The organism is Nodularia harveyana UHCC-0300 (genome assembly GCF_034931085.1).
Classification (GTDB): Bacteria; Cyanobacteriota; Cyanobacteriia; order Cyanobacteriales; family Nostocaceae; genus Nodularia; species Nodularia harveyana.
This window is the reverse complement of sequence record NZ_JAYGHG010000046.1, coordinates 1-16,500: the sequence shown is the minus strand read 5'-3', so window position 1 is coordinate 16,500 and position 16,500 is coordinate 1. Positions and strand designations below refer to the sequence as shown.

Annotated in this window: 19 protein-coding genes and 2 pseudogenes; 5 read left to right on the top strand and 16 right to left on the bottom strand. The window is 41.2% G+C overall.

The features are described 5' to 3' along the window. Nucleotides 1-47 precede the first annotated feature (47 nt). The 13 genes and pseudogenes from VB620_RS19620 to nifH form a co-directional block, all read right to left on the bottom strand. On the bottom strand, nt 48-347 hold the full coding sequence (locus VB620_RS19620; RefSeq protein ID WP_323197836.1) for a 2Fe-2S iron-sulfur cluster-binding protein: 300 nt from the start codon (nt 345-347) through the stop codon (nt 48-50). Between the two features lie 259 nt (nt 348-606). Further along, a complete protein-coding gene (locus VB620_RS19615; RefSeq protein WP_323197835.1) occupies nt 607-978 on the bottom strand; it encodes a HesB/IscA family protein in 372 nt (123 codons plus the stop codon). Nucleotides 979-1,072: 94 nt separating this feature from the next. Then, nucleotides 1,073-1,873 (bottom strand): HesA/MoeB/ThiF family protein, encoded by an 801-nt coding sequence (locus VB620_RS19610; protein WP_323197834.1) that lies wholly within the window; start codon nt 1,871-1,873, stop codon nt 1,073-1,075. A 10-nt stretch (nt 1,874-1,883) separates the two neighbouring features. Further along, on the bottom strand, nt 1,884-2,201 hold the full coding sequence (nifW, locus tag VB620_RS19605) for a nitrogenase-stabilizing/protective protein NifW (protein WP_323197833.1): 318 nt from the start codon (nt 2,199-2,201) through the stop codon (nt 1,884-1,886). Between the two features lie 2 nt (nt 2,202-2,203). Beyond that, on the bottom strand, nt 2,204-2,416 hold the full coding sequence (locus VB620_RS19600; protein WP_323197832.1) for a CCE_0567 family metalloprotein: 213 nt from the start codon (nt 2,414-2,416) through the stop codon (nt 2,204-2,206). Nucleotides 2,417-2,645: 229 nt separating this feature from the next. After that, nucleotides 2,646-3,122: a NifX-associated nitrogen fixation protein gene (locus VB620_RS19595; protein WP_323197831.1), complete on the bottom strand. Its 477-nt coding sequence runs from the start codon at nt 3,120-3,122 to the stop codon at nt 2,646-2,648. 20 nt (nt 3,123-3,142) lie between these two features. Further along, nucleotides 3,143-3,532 carry a nitrogen fixation protein NifX gene (nifX, locus tag VB620_RS19590; protein ID WP_323197830.1) on the bottom strand — a complete coding sequence of 130 codons (390 nt, stop codon included), beginning with the start codon at nt 3,530-3,532 and terminating at the stop codon, nt 3,143-3,145. A 144-nt stretch (nt 3,533-3,676) separates the two neighbouring features. Continuing rightward, nucleotides 3,677-5,005 (bottom strand): nitrogenase iron-molybdenum cofactor biosynthesis protein NifN, encoded by a 1,329-nt coding sequence (nifN, locus tag VB620_RS19585; protein ID WP_323197829.1) that lies wholly within the window; start codon nt 5,003-5,005, stop codon nt 3,677-3,679. 112 nt (nt 5,006-5,117) lie between these two features. Beyond that, the gene (gene nifE / locus VB620_RS19580; protein WP_323197828.1) at nt 5,118-6,485 is read right to left on the bottom strand and encodes a nitrogenase iron-molybdenum cofactor biosynthesis protein NifE; all 1,368 of its coding nucleotides are present in this window, start codon (nt 6,483-6,485) and stop codon (nt 5,118-5,120) included. Nucleotides 6,486-6,688: 203 nt separating this feature from the next. After that, a complete protein-coding gene (locus tag VB620_RS19575) occupies nt 6,689-7,018 on the bottom strand; it encodes a Mo-dependent nitrogenase C-terminal domain-containing protein (RefSeq protein WP_323197827.1) in 330 nt (109 codons plus the stop codon). A 174-nt stretch (nt 7,019-7,192) separates the two neighbouring features. Then, nucleotides 7,193-8,728 carry a nitrogenase molybdenum-iron protein subunit beta gene (gene nifK, locus VB620_RS19570; protein ID WP_323197826.1) on the bottom strand — a complete coding sequence of 512 codons (1,536 nt, stop codon included), beginning with the start codon at nt 8,726-8,728 and terminating at the stop codon, nt 7,193-7,195. Nucleotides 8,729-8,924: 196 nt separating this feature from the next. Next, nucleotides 8,925-10,436: a nitrogenase molybdenum-iron protein alpha chain gene (gene nifD, locus VB620_RS19565; RefSeq protein ID WP_323197825.1), complete on the bottom strand. Its 1,512-nt coding sequence runs from the start codon at nt 10,434-10,436 to the stop codon at nt 8,925-8,927. A gap of 142 nt (nt 10,437-10,578) precedes the next feature. Beyond that, nucleotides 10,579-11,040: pseudogene (gene nifH, locus VB620_RS19560) on the bottom strand (nitrogenase reductase); the annotation flags it as partial. A 110-nt stretch (nt 11,041-11,150) separates the two neighbouring features. On the opposite strand from nifH, the gene VB620_RS19555 reads away from it, so the two are divergent. Together VB620_RS19555 and VB620_RS19550 are read left to right on the top strand one after the other, a co-directional pair. Next, the gene (locus tag VB620_RS19555) at nt 11,151-12,578 is read left to right on the top strand and encodes a site-specific integrase (protein WP_323197824.1); all 1,428 of its coding nucleotides are present in this window, start codon (nt 11,151-11,153) and stop codon (nt 12,576-12,578) included. Nucleotides 12,579-12,680: 102 nt separating this feature from the next. Continuing rightward, on the top strand, nt 12,681-13,283 hold the full coding sequence (locus VB620_RS19550) for a hypothetical protein (RefSeq protein ID WP_323197823.1): 603 nt from the start codon (nt 12,681-12,683) through the stop codon (nt 13,281-13,283). 14 nt (nt 13,284-13,297) lie between these two features. On the opposite strand, the gene VB620_RS19545 is transcribed toward VB620_RS19550, so the two are convergent. Both VB620_RS19545 and VB620_RS19540 read right to left on the bottom strand, forming a co-directional pair. Continuing rightward, complete coding sequence (locus VB620_RS19545; protein WP_323197822.1) at nt 13,298-13,483, bottom strand: DUF433 domain-containing protein; 186 nt, start codon at nt 13,481-13,483, stop codon at nt 13,298-13,300. Between the two features lie 120 nt (nt 13,484-13,603). After that, nucleotides 13,604-14,137: a MarR family winged helix-turn-helix transcriptional regulator gene (locus VB620_RS19540; RefSeq protein WP_323197821.1), complete on the bottom strand. Its 534-nt coding sequence runs from the start codon at nt 14,135-14,137 to the stop codon at nt 13,604-13,606. Between the two features lie 110 nt (nt 14,138-14,247). On the opposite strand from VB620_RS19540, the gene VB620_RS19535 reads away from it, so the two are divergent. The 3 genes and pseudogenes from VB620_RS19535 to VB620_RS20910 all read left to right on the top strand — a co-directional run. Beyond that, the gene (locus tag VB620_RS19535) at nt 14,248-14,745 is read left to right on the top strand and encodes a hypothetical protein (RefSeq protein ID WP_323197820.1); all 498 of its coding nucleotides are present in this window, start codon (nt 14,248-14,250) and stop codon (nt 14,743-14,745) included. Between the two features lie 143 nt (nt 14,746-14,888). Beyond that, a complete protein-coding gene (locus VB620_RS19530) occupies nt 14,889-15,137 on the top strand; it encodes a UPF0175 family protein (RefSeq protein ID WP_323197819.1) in 249 nt (82 codons plus the stop codon). A gap of 134 nt (nt 15,138-15,271) precedes the next feature. Next, nucleotides 15,272-15,406, top strand: a pseudogene (locus VB620_RS20910) (site-specific integrase); the annotation flags it as partial. A gap of 151 nt (nt 15,407-15,557) precedes the next feature. Here the strand turns inward: VB620_RS20910 and VB620_RS19525 are convergent. Then, entirely contained in the window at nt 15,558-16,181 is a 624-nt protein-coding gene (locus tag VB620_RS19525) for a hypothetical protein (protein WP_323197818.1), read from the bottom strand. Nucleotides 16,182-16,500 lie beyond the last annotated feature (319 nt).

Here is a 16,500-nt window from a genome sequence, read left to right as displayed (position 1 = left end):
AACTGCTGTAACTAAACATTGCTAAGAGTAGCGTTCAAAGCAATACTCTACACAAGATATGCTTCTTGGTGAGTTTTAATTGTGCAATTAGAACGGGGATAAGTAACGCAAAGTAGAGCGAATCCTTTAGACACTTGCTCGTCATCTAAAAAGACTTGATCAGATTGATCAATTTCACCCTCAACTATTTTTCCCACACAACTAGAGCAAGAACCTGAATGACAAGAGAAAGGCAACTCAATATCATTTTCCTCTGCTGCATCCACAATGTTAGTGTCTTCATCCACTTCAATTGTGGTGTCGAGGTTTTCCTTTTTGCTGATTAATCTAACTTGGTAACTAGCCATTTTCCGGTTCTCCTCAAAAGTTATAGAATTACATGAATATCTCGCAGTTAATCGAGTTAACTTAAAACTCCGAGAACCAGCACTGAAGAGGATAATGCATTGATGAGTTTCCTCCGGCTGCACTAACTGGCACTTTTTGGCTAACCCATAGATCAGTAAGTAGCGGTTATGTCTATGGGAAACTGTCAAATCTATTTGGTACTAACAGAAATCTCGAAAAACTCCACACAGTGTTTTTCTCAACTCCCCAAATAGTCAACTAGCCGCAAGGTATACCAGTCGGTGTACCATCATCTGTTTTGAATGATTTTCCGCAGCCGCAGGTATCACTTGCATTAGGGTTAGTGAACTTAAAGCCACTTTCCATTACCCCTTCTACAAAGTCAATTACTACCCCATCCAATAACGGCGCACTTTTAGCATCAACGTAAATCAGCACATTACCTTGCTGAATTACTAAATCATCTGCTTGTGGTTTGCTAGTGACATCAATTCCATATTCATAGCCACTGCAACCACCATCTTTTACAGATACGCGGATACCTTTTTTCGCGTCATTATTATTAGAGGAAGAACCTTGTAGAAATGCTCGCAGACGAAACTCTGCTTTTTCCGTTAAGCTAACAGCCATTACGTCTCCTGATGTCTTGCGATTAAGTTGTGGTGTGAGTTATCAGTTATCAGTTAGTGGTTTTTTCATTTGACTAATGACTAATGACTAATAACTAGGTTGTACAATTACTTGTAGGTTCCATTGATGGAGGTTGACCATATCTCCAAGGTGCAGTGTTACCGCAGACTGGACAAGCGCGATCGCGTTGAGAACGACGCTTGGCAAATTCCATGCGATTCAAATCAATGGTCAGCAATTGAGATAACAGAGGTTGACTGAATCCAGTGATCAGCTTAATCGCCTCCAACGCCGTCAGACAAGCAAGTGTCCCAGAGACAGCGCCCAGAACTGAAAAAGCGCGTCTATCCCAATCAGGTTTTTCTGGAAACAGACAGGATAAACAAGGAGTCACACCGGGAATAATCGTAGTTAGGTAAGCCTCCATCCCATCCATTGCAGCCTCCACCATCGGTTTACGCCAACGCACACAAGCCGCATTCAGCAAATTGCGTTCCGTAAAATTGTGAGCGCAATCCAGCGCCATATCAGCCGATTGTACTAACGAGTCTACATTTTCCGCAGTGATGTAATCATGAACTACTTCCACCTGGATATCAGGATTGATAGCTTCCAGAGTTTCTTTAGCTTTGAATACCCGTGGTTGACCGACCCAATCATCAGTCATTAAAATCTGACGATTCATATCATCCAACCGCAAGTCACCACCCCGGACTAGGATTAGTCGCCCAACACCCGCTACTGCTAAGTAAAGCGCCGCCGTACCGCCTAATCCCCCCACACCAGTAACCAAAACCGTCGCAGACTTCAGGCGTTTTTGAGCTAGTTCGCCAAAATTTGGGAGCATCATTTGGCGACTATAGCGTTCTAATTCGGTAGGCGTTAGGTTGATCACTTTTTACCTCCTAATCAGAAGTGATTTCTGTCAGCGTAACTACATTCTTCGGCTTGTCATTAAACACCTTGAACAGCTTTTGTTCATAGGCTGTTGATTCCAGAAAAACATCATGAGCTTTTTGCAAAGCTAAAGAATATTGATGTAGTCTGTCTTCTGTACTCAAATCAGGAAAATGCTCGTCAACTTCCGCCATATATTGCGAAAATTTCTTCAAAATATGCAACCGATGCACATTTACATTTTCTTTGTCATAAGGCAGATTAAAAAAGTTAAAAAACTCTTCTGCATCTACTAGCTTTTTGAATTCATTAATATTGTTAGTCATTGCTAATTCTCCATTGTTTTTAGCTGTTGCTTAAGCTGATCTAGCTGTTCATAAATTTTATAAGTTGCAGCCGCCACATCCATCAGGGTTTTGTAATCTGTGGGCAAACCTTCAGCTAAATCATGCAAATCCATTTTCATTTGACCAGCTTTACTATTCAGCCGCTTAATTTTGGTTTTCAGTTCTTCAATATTTGTTTCGCTCACTTGCGCCATTTATTACTCCTAATTATTAATTTGCATAAGAAATAAACACTTTTATGTCTAATTCCTGATGACCAGAAGGACAGTAAAATAAGGGACTTCCAAGAAATAAATTATCCAAATAAACCAACCACAGAGGCACAGAGGACACAGAGTCATGAGCGTCAGGCGAACGGTTTTTTCGTTAGGTGATTGAGTATTTTTTTATTTGGAAGTCCCTAAGTTAAGCTTTTTGGCAGTTTTACAAGTCGCCTACTTCTGCAAATTTTTTGCCTAATTCCACACCTTTTTTGACATAGCTTTCTCCTTCTTCTGCCAACTTTTCTAAGGATTCAAAACCAAAGCGATGAGCATCACGCATGGCTTTTTTCGCTAGTAAAAGACGACCAGAAAAAACTAAAGCCCAGCCAAATCCTTCATGGGTTAAGTTAATCACTACTTGAGAAATTAGACCTGTTTCCTGTTCAATAGCAGCCGCTACAGCCCGGAAAAATGCCATGATTCTAGCTTGAGTGATGGGATCAACTTCACCTTCTAGGGAAATTTCCCGTTTCTTTTGTTTGGTAACCACAAAGGGTTTGAGGATTAATTCATCCGACCAATTACGATAAACTCCATACGTATCTTGTCCCCGAATCTGTTGGACTAATGTTGTTAAGAAAGGGGAATTTAAGGCTACTGTATCGCTGCGTCCGTTTACACTATTATTTGTACTCATGGCTTGGCTTTAACTTCAAATTAATCTGCAAAGTTGGGAGTAGTTTTTCTTAATGCTTTACGCAACCAAGGTGGAGGATTACCTTTGAGGGTTTTTACTAGTTTATTGAGAACTTCACTAATTTCTTCTGCTTCTGATTTGGCTTTAACTGGGGTAACGCCTTTCTTAATTAAACGGGCTGCGGCACTACCACCAATTGCGGTGACGTAAACGATGGTACAATCAACCAAGGCATCAAGTTTGGGATTAATTTTATCTTCGTTTCCGTCTTCTTTCAGATCGCCTTCAAAGTTGAGGGTTTCTAAAAATTCATATCCCTCGTCGGAGATTTCATAAACATCAATTTCTTTTGCCCATCCGAAGTGAGCGTTAATATGAATTCGGTCACTGGTGGTAAAGGCTATTTTCATTTTGTTCTCCTGAATGTTGAGGGGTATGAGGAGTAGCTAATTTTTAGGATGCGCCGAATATATGAGGAACTAACCACAAAGGGCGCAAAGTACACGAAGGGAAGAGGAGAAGAAGGGAAGAAAGGTTTTTTACTAGGAAATGTGTTATTTCTCAGATACCAAGTTCCATAGGTGTTTAACTCTCTCTTCTTCGGCTTCTAAAAATAAGTTACCGATGCTAAATAAAAGCTCCATTGTGCCTCGATAACCAACTTTGGTGAAATATCCATTTCCTAATCGGTCGTAGATAGGAATACCCAAACGATAAAGAGGTATGGAGAGCCGTTTGGCGATCGCACCTACGTTGGAGTTACCAATGAGTAAATCAGAACCAACTGCGAGTTGATCAAAGTCATCTAAGTCGCCAATGGTGACGCTTTTAATTGGGAGTTTTTCTAACAGGGGCGATCGCGTCGTTGTCACCACTGCATGAATTTGACTCCCCATCGATTGCAAAAAGTTCACCGTTGACCATAACAAATCTGGTTCCAACGCCAAAGAAACTCGTTTTGCACCAAAGTAAAAATGAGTATCTAGCATCGCATCTTGTAGCTGGCGACGTTGACGGCGGTATTTCTCTGGTACAGGTTGACTGCTGAGAATCGCCAATGCTTGCAAAAACTCATCCACTGGTTCCAATCCAGTCAGTTCCCCAAACACCTCATAGGGGATGTTAAAGCGTTCCTCTAGAATTTTTGCCGCAGGTCGCATACTTTCGCCTAAAGCGATGGTAAAGGCGGAACTACCCACTTCTCTTAGCTGTTTTAAAGTAGTGCCACTGGCGGTAATTGCACTATGGCTGTCTTCTAAATGACCATCTAGAGAAGCGCCCAGATCAGGGACAATAATTGGTACTAAGCCAAAAGCCGTCACCATCTCCTTGATTTCCTGCAAATCCCCTGGTGTCAGAGAAGAACCCGCCAAAATCGTGACTTGTTCCGTTCTAATCCCGCCAGCTTTCGGGATTTCCCTGACAATACTTTCCACAGCCGCCGCAAAACCATCTTGCAGCGCCCCCTTAAAATCGGGGGTAGGAGCGAATACAATGGGTAAATGATTTAATTCCGGGTGGCGATCGCGGATATCCTTAAGAAAACGCTCCAGATCATCGCCTCTAGTTTCCGTCAACCCCGTACTACATAGACCAATAATTTCCGGCTGCACCTTCTCCACAAGAGTCAGAATCGCCTGTTCCACATTATCCTCACCACCCAAAATAGTAGTGACTTCCGTCATGGCTGTAGTGGCCAGGGGAATAGCTTCCCGAAAATGCCTTACAAGCACAACTTTGGCGAAGGCGGTACAACCTTGGGAACCGTGGAACAGAGGGATCATCCCCTTCAACCCCAAAAAGGCTAAAGATGCACCCAAAGCCTGGCTTTGCTTCAGAGGATTAACAGTCAGTGGTTTATTGGGAAGATTAACAATCGCCATTATATTAATACCAAGTTATGTCATTGGTCATTGGTCATTAGTCATTGGGAATTTACCGTCTTCTCCCCCCTGCTCCCTGCTCCCTGCTCCCTGCACCCTGCCCCCCTGCCTCTTATTCCCAAGGAGCGGGCTTGCGTATTTGTTCCCAAATCGGGCTATAGAGAGCTTCATACAATTCCCGTGCCATCTCGACCATACCCACATAACCTGCATAGGGATGGTGGCGTTCTTGGTTGATATCAAGGAAAGGAATCCGGGCTTTGAGTGCAGTGTATTGGTTACGACCACCAGCAATTAACATATCAGCGCCAGTTTCTTTTACCAGCCGTAACAACTCCTGAGCGTTACCCTTTTCCATCATGATCCCATCTTTACCAATCAATTTCTTGATCCGGGCTTTATCTTCCTCAGTGCTTTTTCTGGTGCTGGTAGCCACAACTTCAATTCCCAAATCCTTCGCCGCCGAAATAATCGACCAACTCTTAACACCACCGGTATACAACACAACTCGCTTACCTTTGAGTCGAGCGCGATAGGGAGCCAAAGCCAAATCCAGAGCCGCAGTTTCTTCTGCAATCAGCTTTTCAGTGCGTTCCTGCAAATCAGGATCACCCAACTGAGCCGCAATATTGCGTAGACAGCGATTCATATCATCGATGCCATAGAAAGACTCTTCAATATAAGGAATGTTGTAGCGTTCCTCCATCTTTCTCGCCATATTGACCAAGGCGCGTGAGCAAATCATTACATTCAGCTTGGCGCGGTGGGCGTAACGAATATCGTTATAGCGAGCATCTCCTGTTATTTTAGATAGAACACGAATGCCTAATTTTTCTAGAAGTGGTGTAACTCCCCACATTTCGCCGGCGATGTTGTATTCACCGATCAAGTTAATATCATAAGGCGTAGTTTCTTCTGGTTCTGCTGTACCAACTACATATTCCAGCAAAGCTTCACCACCAAAGCGGTTACCCAGATTTTTACTACCAATAAAGCCCGGAGCGATTACGGGGATCACAGGAATGCCGGTTTTTTCAGTCGCAACTTTACACACAGCATCCATATCATCCCCAATTAGAGCTGTGACACAGGTAGCGTAGACAAAAATGGCTGGGGGATGGTAGCGATCGCTAAGTTCGAGAATTGCCTTATAGAGCTTTTTCTCACCCCCAAAAATTACATCATTCTCACTCAAATCAGTAGTAAAGCCCGTCTTGTAGAGTAAAGGGCCAGAGGAGAGACTACCACGACTACCCCAAGAATTACCGGCACAGGCGATCGGTCCGTGAACTAAATGAGCCGCATCAGTAATTGGCACCAAGGCAATCATTGCACCATCAAAAGCACAACCACCTTGAGCAGCACCAGGTTGAGCCTGTTGGGTACAAGATTTATTTTTCTTCTCTCCCTGTTTGTGCTGATTATGTTCACATCCCGACTCACTCAAAAGCTCGTTAATTTTGCCTTGGGTATTTTTCATATCTCTTCTCTTACTGGATCGATAGTGTTAATATTTAGTTATCAGTTATGAGTCAATAGACCAGTCACTGATTAATAAACTTCCTGCAAAGTCTTCTTTATTCCACATTTACCCTAAATAAAAAATCAGTGTAAATTCGTGGTGTAATTCTCATAAAATTGACTTTTGCAAGACAGTTAGTCAGTCATAATTCCAGACAAAACCTAACAAATATATTTCGTGATATCCTCTCCACACTCATCAGCTAGATAAGATAAAGCACGAAACCGCATTCCCACAAACTCGTCATATAAAGGATTCAGTTTACATAGGGGGGGAATATGAAGAGTCCGCCCAAATACATTAATATTGCGCTCAAAAGGGCAACAGCAAGGAATTAATTGACAAATTACATGAGCCATCCGGTAATTTTTTACCGGTATTCCATCCAGCCAACTACGGAAAGGATTGAGAAGATTGTTAAACCATCCAGATTTCTTATAGTTCGGCGGATGGTAATTAGGATGAGAATGAGTGTGATTGATACTATCCATAATCAATATCTCAGATAAATCCTAGAAAGAAAAAGAAAAAAAGGTTAGTTGAGGATTTAGGATTCGGATTTGGGTATTGAGAATAAATTAATTTTTTAGTCTCCAGTTCCTACTTCCTACTCCCTAATCCCCTCGCTTAACCTTAATTAGCACCCTGCGTCCTACACGCAATTCTTAACGAATCAAGTCGTAAGAAATATCGGTCTTACCAGCAATATTGGTATTGCGATCAATCTCTTCAAAGATTGTATTTACAATCCAGTTGAGCAAGTTGATTACACCTTGGTAACCAATGGTGCTGTAGCGGTGTAAGTGGTGGCGATCCATGATAGGATAACCAATTCTGACGAAGGGAACCTTACAATCGCGCCATAGGTACTTACCGTAGGAATTACCAATTAGCAAGTCTACAGGCTCGGTGAACAACAAGGAGCGTAAATGCCACAAGTCCTTACCACCCCAGATAGTTGCGCCTTGACCAAAAGGACTAGAATCAAGCAACTCTTGGAGTTCTTTTTCAAAGACTTCGTTGGTGTTGTGAACCAAGATATGCACAGGTTCAGCACCCATTTCCAACATGAAGCTAACAACACTGTAAACTAAATCTGGCTCACCAAAGATAGCAAAGCGCTTACCGTGAATCCAGGAGTGAGAGTCAGTCATAGCATCAACTGCACGACCGCGTTCAACTTCTAGTTCTGCGGGAATAGGCTTACCAGTTAATTCGCTGAGTTTCATCAGGAATTCGTCAGTACCCTTAATACCCCAAGGACGGGAAACTATAACGTCTTGCTTCCAATCTTTTTGAATGTACTCACGGGTTTTGATGGTAGAGTATGCTTGCAGAGCAATTGTGCTTTTAGCATTGATTGAATCTGCTGCATCTTCCAACTTAGTACCACCTGGGTACATATCAAACTCACCAGTGTTAGGTGAATCTAAGTAATCGCTGTTGTCAGCCAGAATGGTGTAGTCAAAACCGAACAAAGAAGCAATCCGCTTGATTTCGCGGTTGTTTCCTACATAAGTGTCAAAACCTGGGATGAAGTTGATTTTACCATTGCTGGTAGATTTCTTCTTACCTGCGGTCAGGTTAGAAAGAATCCCCTTCAACATATTGTCGTAACCAGTGATGTGGGAACCGACAAAGCTAGGAGTGTGAGCGTAAGGTACTGGGAAATCTTTAGGAACTGAACCAGCATCCTTAGCGTTGTTGATGAAAGACTGTAAGTCATCACCAATTACTTCTGCCATACAGGTGGTGCAGACAGCAATCATCTTAGGCTTGTAGAGTTGGTAAGAGTTAGCCAACCCATCAATCATGTTCTGCATACCACCAAACACCGCCGCATCTTCAGTCATTGAAGAAGATACACCAGAAAATGGCTCTTTGTAGTGACGGGTTAAGTGGGTACGGAAGTAAGCAACACAACCTTGAGAACCTTGGACGAAAGGCATTGTACCTTCAAAACCAACAGCCGCAAAGATTGCACCTAAAGGTTGACAACCCTTCGCTGGGTTAACGGTTAAAGCTTCACGAGCGAAGTTCTTTTCACGATACTCCCAACCCTTGGTCCATTCAGAAACTCTTTCAACTTCTGCGGCACCGTGACCGTTTTCAAATTCTTTCTTGTTCTCGAATAGTTGTTGGTATTCTGGTTGGTGGAATAACTCAACGTGGTCTTGAATATTTTCTGGATTTTGAGGCATTTCTACATCTCCAAGCTTACTGAAGTCTTTCGTTACTAATTGCGGAATTTTGTGGGGGGAGAGTGGGAATATCACTCAAAATTCAGAATGCAAAAATCAAAATAAACTCTTAACTTTTGAATTTTGAACCTTGAATCCCCGCCTCCTCCTGGGGCTAAAACCCCAGGTCTCCCCTACTTATTCCCTTCGCATTTCCCTAAGCTGTAGCCTTAGCTTTAGCAGCAGCCTTTTTAGCTTGAGCTTTTTCGTTCCAGGGAGCGCCAATTAAACCCCAAGTTGGGCTGTTGAGTGCCAAATCCATATCACGAGCGAAGATAGCGAAGCCATCATAACCGTGGTAAGGACCGGAGTAATCCCAAGAGTGCATTTGACGGAAAGGTAAACCCATCTTTTGGAAGACGTACTTCTCTTTAACACCAGAAGCAATTAAATCTGGCTTAAGTGCCTTAACAAATTCCTCGAATTCGTAAGCAGTTACGTCATCGTATACGATAGTACCGTTTTCGATGTAGTGAGTGGTACGTTTGTAGTCGTCATTATGAGCGAACTCATAACCAGTACCAATCATCTTCATACCCAAATCTTGGAAAGCTGGAACAACGTGGCGAGGGCGTAAACCACCAACCATCATAGCCACAGTCTTACCATCTAAACGGGGGCGATACTTGCTAACGATCGCATCCATTGTAGGCTGATACTTAGCAATAACTTTCTCAGCATTTGCTTGGATTTTTTCGTCAAACTTAGAAGCAATTTCCCGTAAGGATTCAGCAATCTTAGTAGGACCAAAGAAGTTGTATTCCAACCAGGGAATACCATATTTTTCTTCCATGTGACGGCTGATGTAGTTCATCGAGCGGTAACAGTGGATGAGGTTCATCTTCACATTGGGGGTCATCAACATTTCGTTGATAGTACCATCACCAGACCACTGAGCAACTACACGCAAACCGATTTCTTCTAATAAAATCCGGCTCGCCCAAGCATCACCACCAATGTTGTAGTCACCAATGATTGCTACATCATAAGGAGTAGAATCAAACTTCAGTGAACCATCAGCCTTAGCCTTATCAGCTCTGGGGAATACCCAGTCACGAATCATGTCGTTAGCGATGTGGTGTCCCAAAGACTGAGAAACACCCCGGAAACCTTCGCAACGAACAGGAACAACAGGCTTGTCAATTTCCTTGGAAGCCTTACGAGCTACAGCCTCGATGTCATCCCCAATTAGACCGATAGGACATTCAGATTGAATGGATACACCACGGTTTAGAGGGAACAGAATTTCCAACTCTTGGATAAGTTTCAGTAGTTTTTTGTCACCACCAAACACGATATCTCTTTCTTGGAAATCAGAAGTGAAGTGCATAGTACCAAAGGAATCAACACCTGTAGTACCAAGGTAGTAGTTACGACGACCAGACCAAGACCAGTAACCGCAACCAACAGGACCGTGACTGATGTGGATCATGTCCTTAATAGGACCCCAAACCACACCCTTGGAACCTGCGTAAGCACAACCACGAGCGGTCATTACACCAGGAAGAGATTTAACGTTAGACTTAACGCCACAATCGCTCTTACCTTCTTCAAACACATTTAAGTGCTTCTCACGTTTTTTCTTAGCTTTATCAGGGTAAGCTTCTAGAACTTCTTTAATAAGTTCTTGTCTTTCTTCAACAATTTTCTTGTTTTCTGGAGGTGTCATTTTATCCTCTCCGATTGGTAGGTTTCTGGGAATGGGGGACTGTATAGTCCCCTCTAGGATTAGGGGGAGATGCAAAGGTGAAGGTCAAAGGTCAAAGGTTAGAGATAAATTCTGCCTTTTTCCTTTTCCCTGGGGCTGAAGCTTATTTCTTAGCAGCAGCTTCAGCAGCAATTAGCTTTTCTGCTTCTTCGTCGCTTTCGAGAATACCGAATTCGATCAACAGTGCTTCTAGCTCGTCCATCTCGATAGGTGTAGGGATGGTGAGGTTTTTGTTGTTGATGATCTTCTTAGCTAATTCGCGGTATTCATTACCTTGATTGCTATCAGGTGCGTATTCGTTAACAGTCATCCGACGCAATTCAGCGTGTTGAACGATGTTGTCGCGGGGTACGAAGTGAATCATCTGGGTGTTCAAACGTGCTGCCAGAGTTTCGATCAATTCGATTTCGCGGTCAACCTTACGGCTGTTACAGATCAAACCACCTAAGCGCACACCGCCGGTGTGAGCATATTTCAAAATACCACGAGCGATGTTGTTAGCAGCATACATCGCCATCATTTCACCAGATGTAACGATGTAGATTTCTTGTGCCTTACCTTCACGGTTAAGCGCGATGATATTATTCTAATAGCCGAAAATTGTTTATTTTCAACAATGTTTACCCCAAGCATTGTCAACGCTGAACAGTTTTTTTATTAGGGTAAATCTAGGGTATGAACAGAACACAGGAAGCATTTGCCGATTTTCAACAAACAGCCAGCAGCGATGGGGGATATATAGGCAGAATGCAAGCAGTTACAAATCAAGAAAATCACCTCACAGCAAAACTAAAAATAGAATTAAAAGCCGTTAATACAAGACTTAAAGCTGCTAGAGTCAATGTTTATATCAGAAAATCAGGTAATTCACTACAACTGAGAAGCACCCTCCCCATTAAACCAGGAGACATTGATAAAAACGGTATAGGAACCAAGCAATATGATCTTTCTTTAGGTATTCCCTTTAATTTTGATGGTTTAAATACCGCCGAAGAAGAAGCCTATGAATTAGGGAAATTGTTAGCGCGAAAACAATTCCAATGGACTGAAAAATATTTAGGCAAAACTCGTAATAAAGTTAATACCAGAAAAATTGGTGATTTGATTGCAGATTTTGAGAAAAATTATTTTCAAACTCGCAAACGTAACCTAAAAAGTGAAAACACATTTAATAGTTATTTTTATATTGCTCAAAAACACCTACCCAAGGATAAACTAGCCATAAATGCCAACTTCATTGCATCTGTGCAGTGTTGCACCTCCTCCGATAGCGTCAAAAATGAGTTAATCAAAGTTATTCGGGTATTATGCAAATGTTCTGGGTTGGAAGTCCCAGAATTAAGTAACTTAAAAATTCAACCTGCTGCAAAACGTCAGCGAGACATCCCCACTGATGCAGACATAGAGCGGGAATATCTCAAATTTGAGGCTTACTCACTTAATCGTCCCAGTAAATTACTCACCAGAGAAGATAGAAATAACTGGAAACTTTGGCGCTGGGTATATGGAATGTTAGCCACCTATGGATTAAGACCAAGGGAAATTTTTGTGAATCCTGATCTTAATTGGTGGTTATCTTCAGAAAATATCATTGATACATGGCGAGTCAATGAAGAATGTAAAACAGGTGAAAGGCAAGCTTTGCCATTATATCCGCGCTGGGTGGAAACATTTAATTTAAAAACAGATACAGAAGCTATTGAATTATTAAAGGCTAAAATTGAGGGTAAAGTTACCAGTAAACAAATAAACTCCGCTCGACATGGGACGGACAGATGGTTTAGATTTGTCGGTATTCCCTTTCAACCTTATGATTTACGCCATGCTTGGGCAATTCGGGCGCATTTAATGGGGATTCCTATTAAAGCTGCTGCTGATAATTTGGGTCATTCGGTTAATATGCACACATCCATTTATCAAAGATGGTTTAGTTTAGAAAATCGCAAAGTTGCTATTGAAGAAGCTATTAAGAAAAAGTCGAAGGTGGAAGATTTACAAGATATGGTGATTCGATTGGAGCAGGAAAATGAGCGGTTGAGAATAGAAAACGAAAGGTTGCGGTTACAGATGGGGAATCAGGATTTAATACGCATAATTAATTAAATCTTTTAAGTTGTATGAGTGCTTTTGGGTTTTATTACATCAACCGAACCTACAGTATAATGGAGTTAATATGAAAGTTTCAAAAATGGAATGCTATAAATTATGCCTTATAGTCAGTTTACATCTATCGGTAAGGTTAAAGAAGCTTTCGGCTTGAAAACTCAAGAAGGTGGGAGATTTATTCCTGATAACCAAACAATTGAAGTATCTGCTAGTTTGAAAGCATTTTTAGCAGAAAGTTTACCCATTTCTTCTTCTGCTAGTGAAAAAGCCCGTTCTGAAGGAATTATTTACCCAGTCTTATTAGAAATAAGAAAAATTTTAAATCGGCAAATTAGCTTATTTTCCGGTGAAGATTTTACAGTTGATGAATCAGTTGGACTTAATGGAATGTGTGATTTTCTGCTAAGTAGTTCTCCTGAAGTGTTAGAAATTGAAGCACCTGTAATTGTAATTGTTGAGGCAAAAAAGGCTGACTTAAGAACTGGTTTTGGACAATGTATTGCAGAGATGGTGGCCGCACAAAGATTTAATGCTGCAAAAAATCGTCCATTTTCAGTTATATATGGTTCGATTAGTAGTGGTACACAATGGCGATTTTTAAAGTTAGAAGGTGATACTGTAACTATTGATTTGATGGATTATTCTCTCCCACCTGTGGAGGAAATTTTAGGTATGTTGGTTTGGATGATTAAAAATGGATGATAGTCAATCGAAAATTAAAAATTATTCTCACGGTCAGCAGCGAAAGCACGACAGGCTTTAAAGTCTTCGATAATTTCGGCTTCTGTCGTACCACCTGCAAGATATTCCAAAATATCATATACAGTTATTCGCATTCCTCGAATACAAGGTTTGCCGCTACGTTTGCCGGGTTCAATGGTGATAATTTTTTGGTAATCCATAAAATATAGCTGGGGAGATAAAAGATATGTAAACGAACCGCAGAGACACAGAAAACACAGAGAGATTAAGAAAGTCAAGATAAATTCTGTTATGTTTTACCAGCAAAAAAATCCAATTTGTTAGGTTATTTTTTTGAAGACTGGGGTTAACAATGCAGACGTTCCGATTTGCACCTTGCTTAACAACTTAATCAGAGTTTTCTTTTCTTTTATTGTCAGGTTTGCCATTAATCCTGTCGTGCGGCAGAAATGATCGGGCAATATCTCAGCAACTAACTCCTCTCCTTTTGGGGTCAGACGAATAATCAACCTTCGGCGATCGCTAGGATGTGGTACACGTTTAACTAGTTCTTCCCGCTCAAGCCCATCTAACAGCCCCGTGATAGTCGCACGAGTTACACCAACGCGATCAGCAAATTCTGAAGGCGCAAGCCCCTCTCTATTACTATACAACTGCATCAATAGTGTAAATTTCCCTATTGAAAGATTATAACGAGCAAAGTGGGCATCAAAAGCAGCATAAACTTCAGCCGTTACATCAAGAAACACGAGACAGACTTCGACAGAGGGAATATCAAGTTCACAATATTGGCTGGCCAGCTCATCAATAGCTTGACGATTTGGGAAAGCTCGCATAGAGGTACAGTTATACATGGTTTCCTTATTATAAGCCGCCTAACCATATTTACTTTAACTATCAAGTATGTTCTAATATGATTAGTCGCCTAATTATTAGGGGGCTAATAGTTTAGGGAATTATGCTCATGAAACTAAAAGTACAGCAGAAAAATTGGCTGTTAAGCTTCCACGTTCTTTCTGCAAGCCTTTGGTTTGGGACTGCTTTTTGCTCGCTTATTCTCGCGTTGTACTATCAAAACTGGACAAATGGCGACGAACTTTATGCAATTAATGCAGCACGTAACCTGATGGGTGAGTTTATAATTGTCCCTTCAGCAGTTTTATCTTTAGTTTCAGGGTTAATGTTGTGTAGTTTTACTGCTTGGGGGCTGTTCAAGCACTATTGGGTAATTGCAAAGCAGATTTTAACAATGATACTAATTATTATTGGTTCAGTTTGGCTCGGACCGTGGACAAAAGAGGCTACATCAATTTCTGCAATAGAGCGTTTACAGGCCTTACAAAATCCTACCTATATTTCTATCCGTAATGCAGTCATTGTTGGCGGTGCTGTGCAAACGCTGTTACTCGTAGTCATTATCATAATCTCAGTATTGAAACCTTGGGGACGGCGTAGAACATAGATTACGTTAAAAGTCGATACGAGGCTCAGAACTTTTCACGACTGATAATTGCTTTATGCAACGCCAAATTTATCATAAAAAATCCTGTGTATTGAATAGAAGTAATGTTAATGTAATAAAAATATATAGCATTAACTAAATCTATGACTATACAAATTAATATCGAACTACCAAATGATGTGTTTTCTGCGCTCCGTAGTAATCCCGAAAATTTTGTTCAGGAAATGCGTTTAGCTGCGGCTGTCAAATGGTATGAGGTGGGGATGCTTTCTCAATCTAAAGCTGCTGAAATTGCTGGCGTGAGTCGTCACCAGTTTCTAGAAGCACTACATCGTTATCATGTTTCACCTTTTCAAGTGACTTCGGAAGAATTAGCCGAGGAATTAAAGTAAGTTGGGTTTAGAGTGAGTACACAAGTTTTGAAGTCAGCACTTAAGCTTGTTGGTGGATAGTGCGATCGCTCTTATCTTATAACCCACAACAGCAGAAAAGCGATCACTTTCATTTATTAATAACCATAAGCTATACTGCGGAAGAAGAAGCTTATGAGTTAGGAAAATTGTTAGCGAGAAAACAATTTCAATGGACTGAGAAATATTTAGGCAAAACTCGTAATAAAGTTAACACAAAAACAATTGGTGATTTGATTGCAGATTTTGATTGTATAATATAACTTTCTTGGACTGGTGGGGTAAAGGTAGCCTCCTCTCCTTCCTTCTATATGCAAATCATCGATTACAAGGTTTGCATACAAAAGAGAGAAGATCCGGTTCGATTCCGGGGCAGTCCATATCTAGATACAAAATTACTGACTAAGGACTAGTTAACTCAGTCCAATTTTTCTCCGCAAACTGGACAAACCTTAACAAGAGGATTAGGGAGGTGTAGGCCTCTTCCTCTTGTATGCCGGAGGCTGCTCCATGAGAAGCATCATCTCGCCAATACTTTAATAAATCAGTATATTGACGAAACTCTTTTTGGATGAATTGATTTTTCTGTCCTATAAGATAGTTTTCAACTCTACTACGGCCTGTACTAGAAGAGTACATCCTTAAAGTTTCCTCTTCATCTCCTTTTTTCTTAATTGCAAGAGCTAATAAAACTGATTCATAGGCAGATCCACACATTACACAACAGGAAAAGTAGTTTTGTGAGCGGTAGCATCCAATTGCTTCTTGACTGCGGGAATTATAACCAGCACCAAAGAGGTTAACTCGATTACTTAAAAGTTGAGAAAAGCGTCCATACTCTGAAGGAGTACAGTTATTTGGATCAAATTTTTTTAACCATGATCGACCATATTGTGTTATCACAAACTTGGCACTAAAATTTTTTGGATAATTTAATTCATTTTGTTCTGTCACTGGATAAGGTCTCAGGATACTTCTAGAGCAAAGATACCAAGCAGCATCATAGAATACTTCAGAGCCAGTCACAGTGTCATACCTTACAGGGTTATAATATCCTGATTGAGTTTCCAATCGGGGAGGTTGATTTTTTGCAAGATGATCTCCGATTACCTCGTCTATTAAAAAAATGTGTTTGTTTGCATTGCGATGTAACCATGACAAAATTTGCTGGACAGCATCCTCGTCTGTTAAGCTGGGTTTAACGTCGGTAAGTTTAAATGTAAGCGTTCAGGGGGTATAAAGAAGAAGAAAACAACCCCCGAAGTCAAGCAATCAAATTATGCAGCTTTCGACAAGTCAGAATCATCAGAACAAGCAGTAGCTTCTGGAAGCAGAGAAGGAGTGG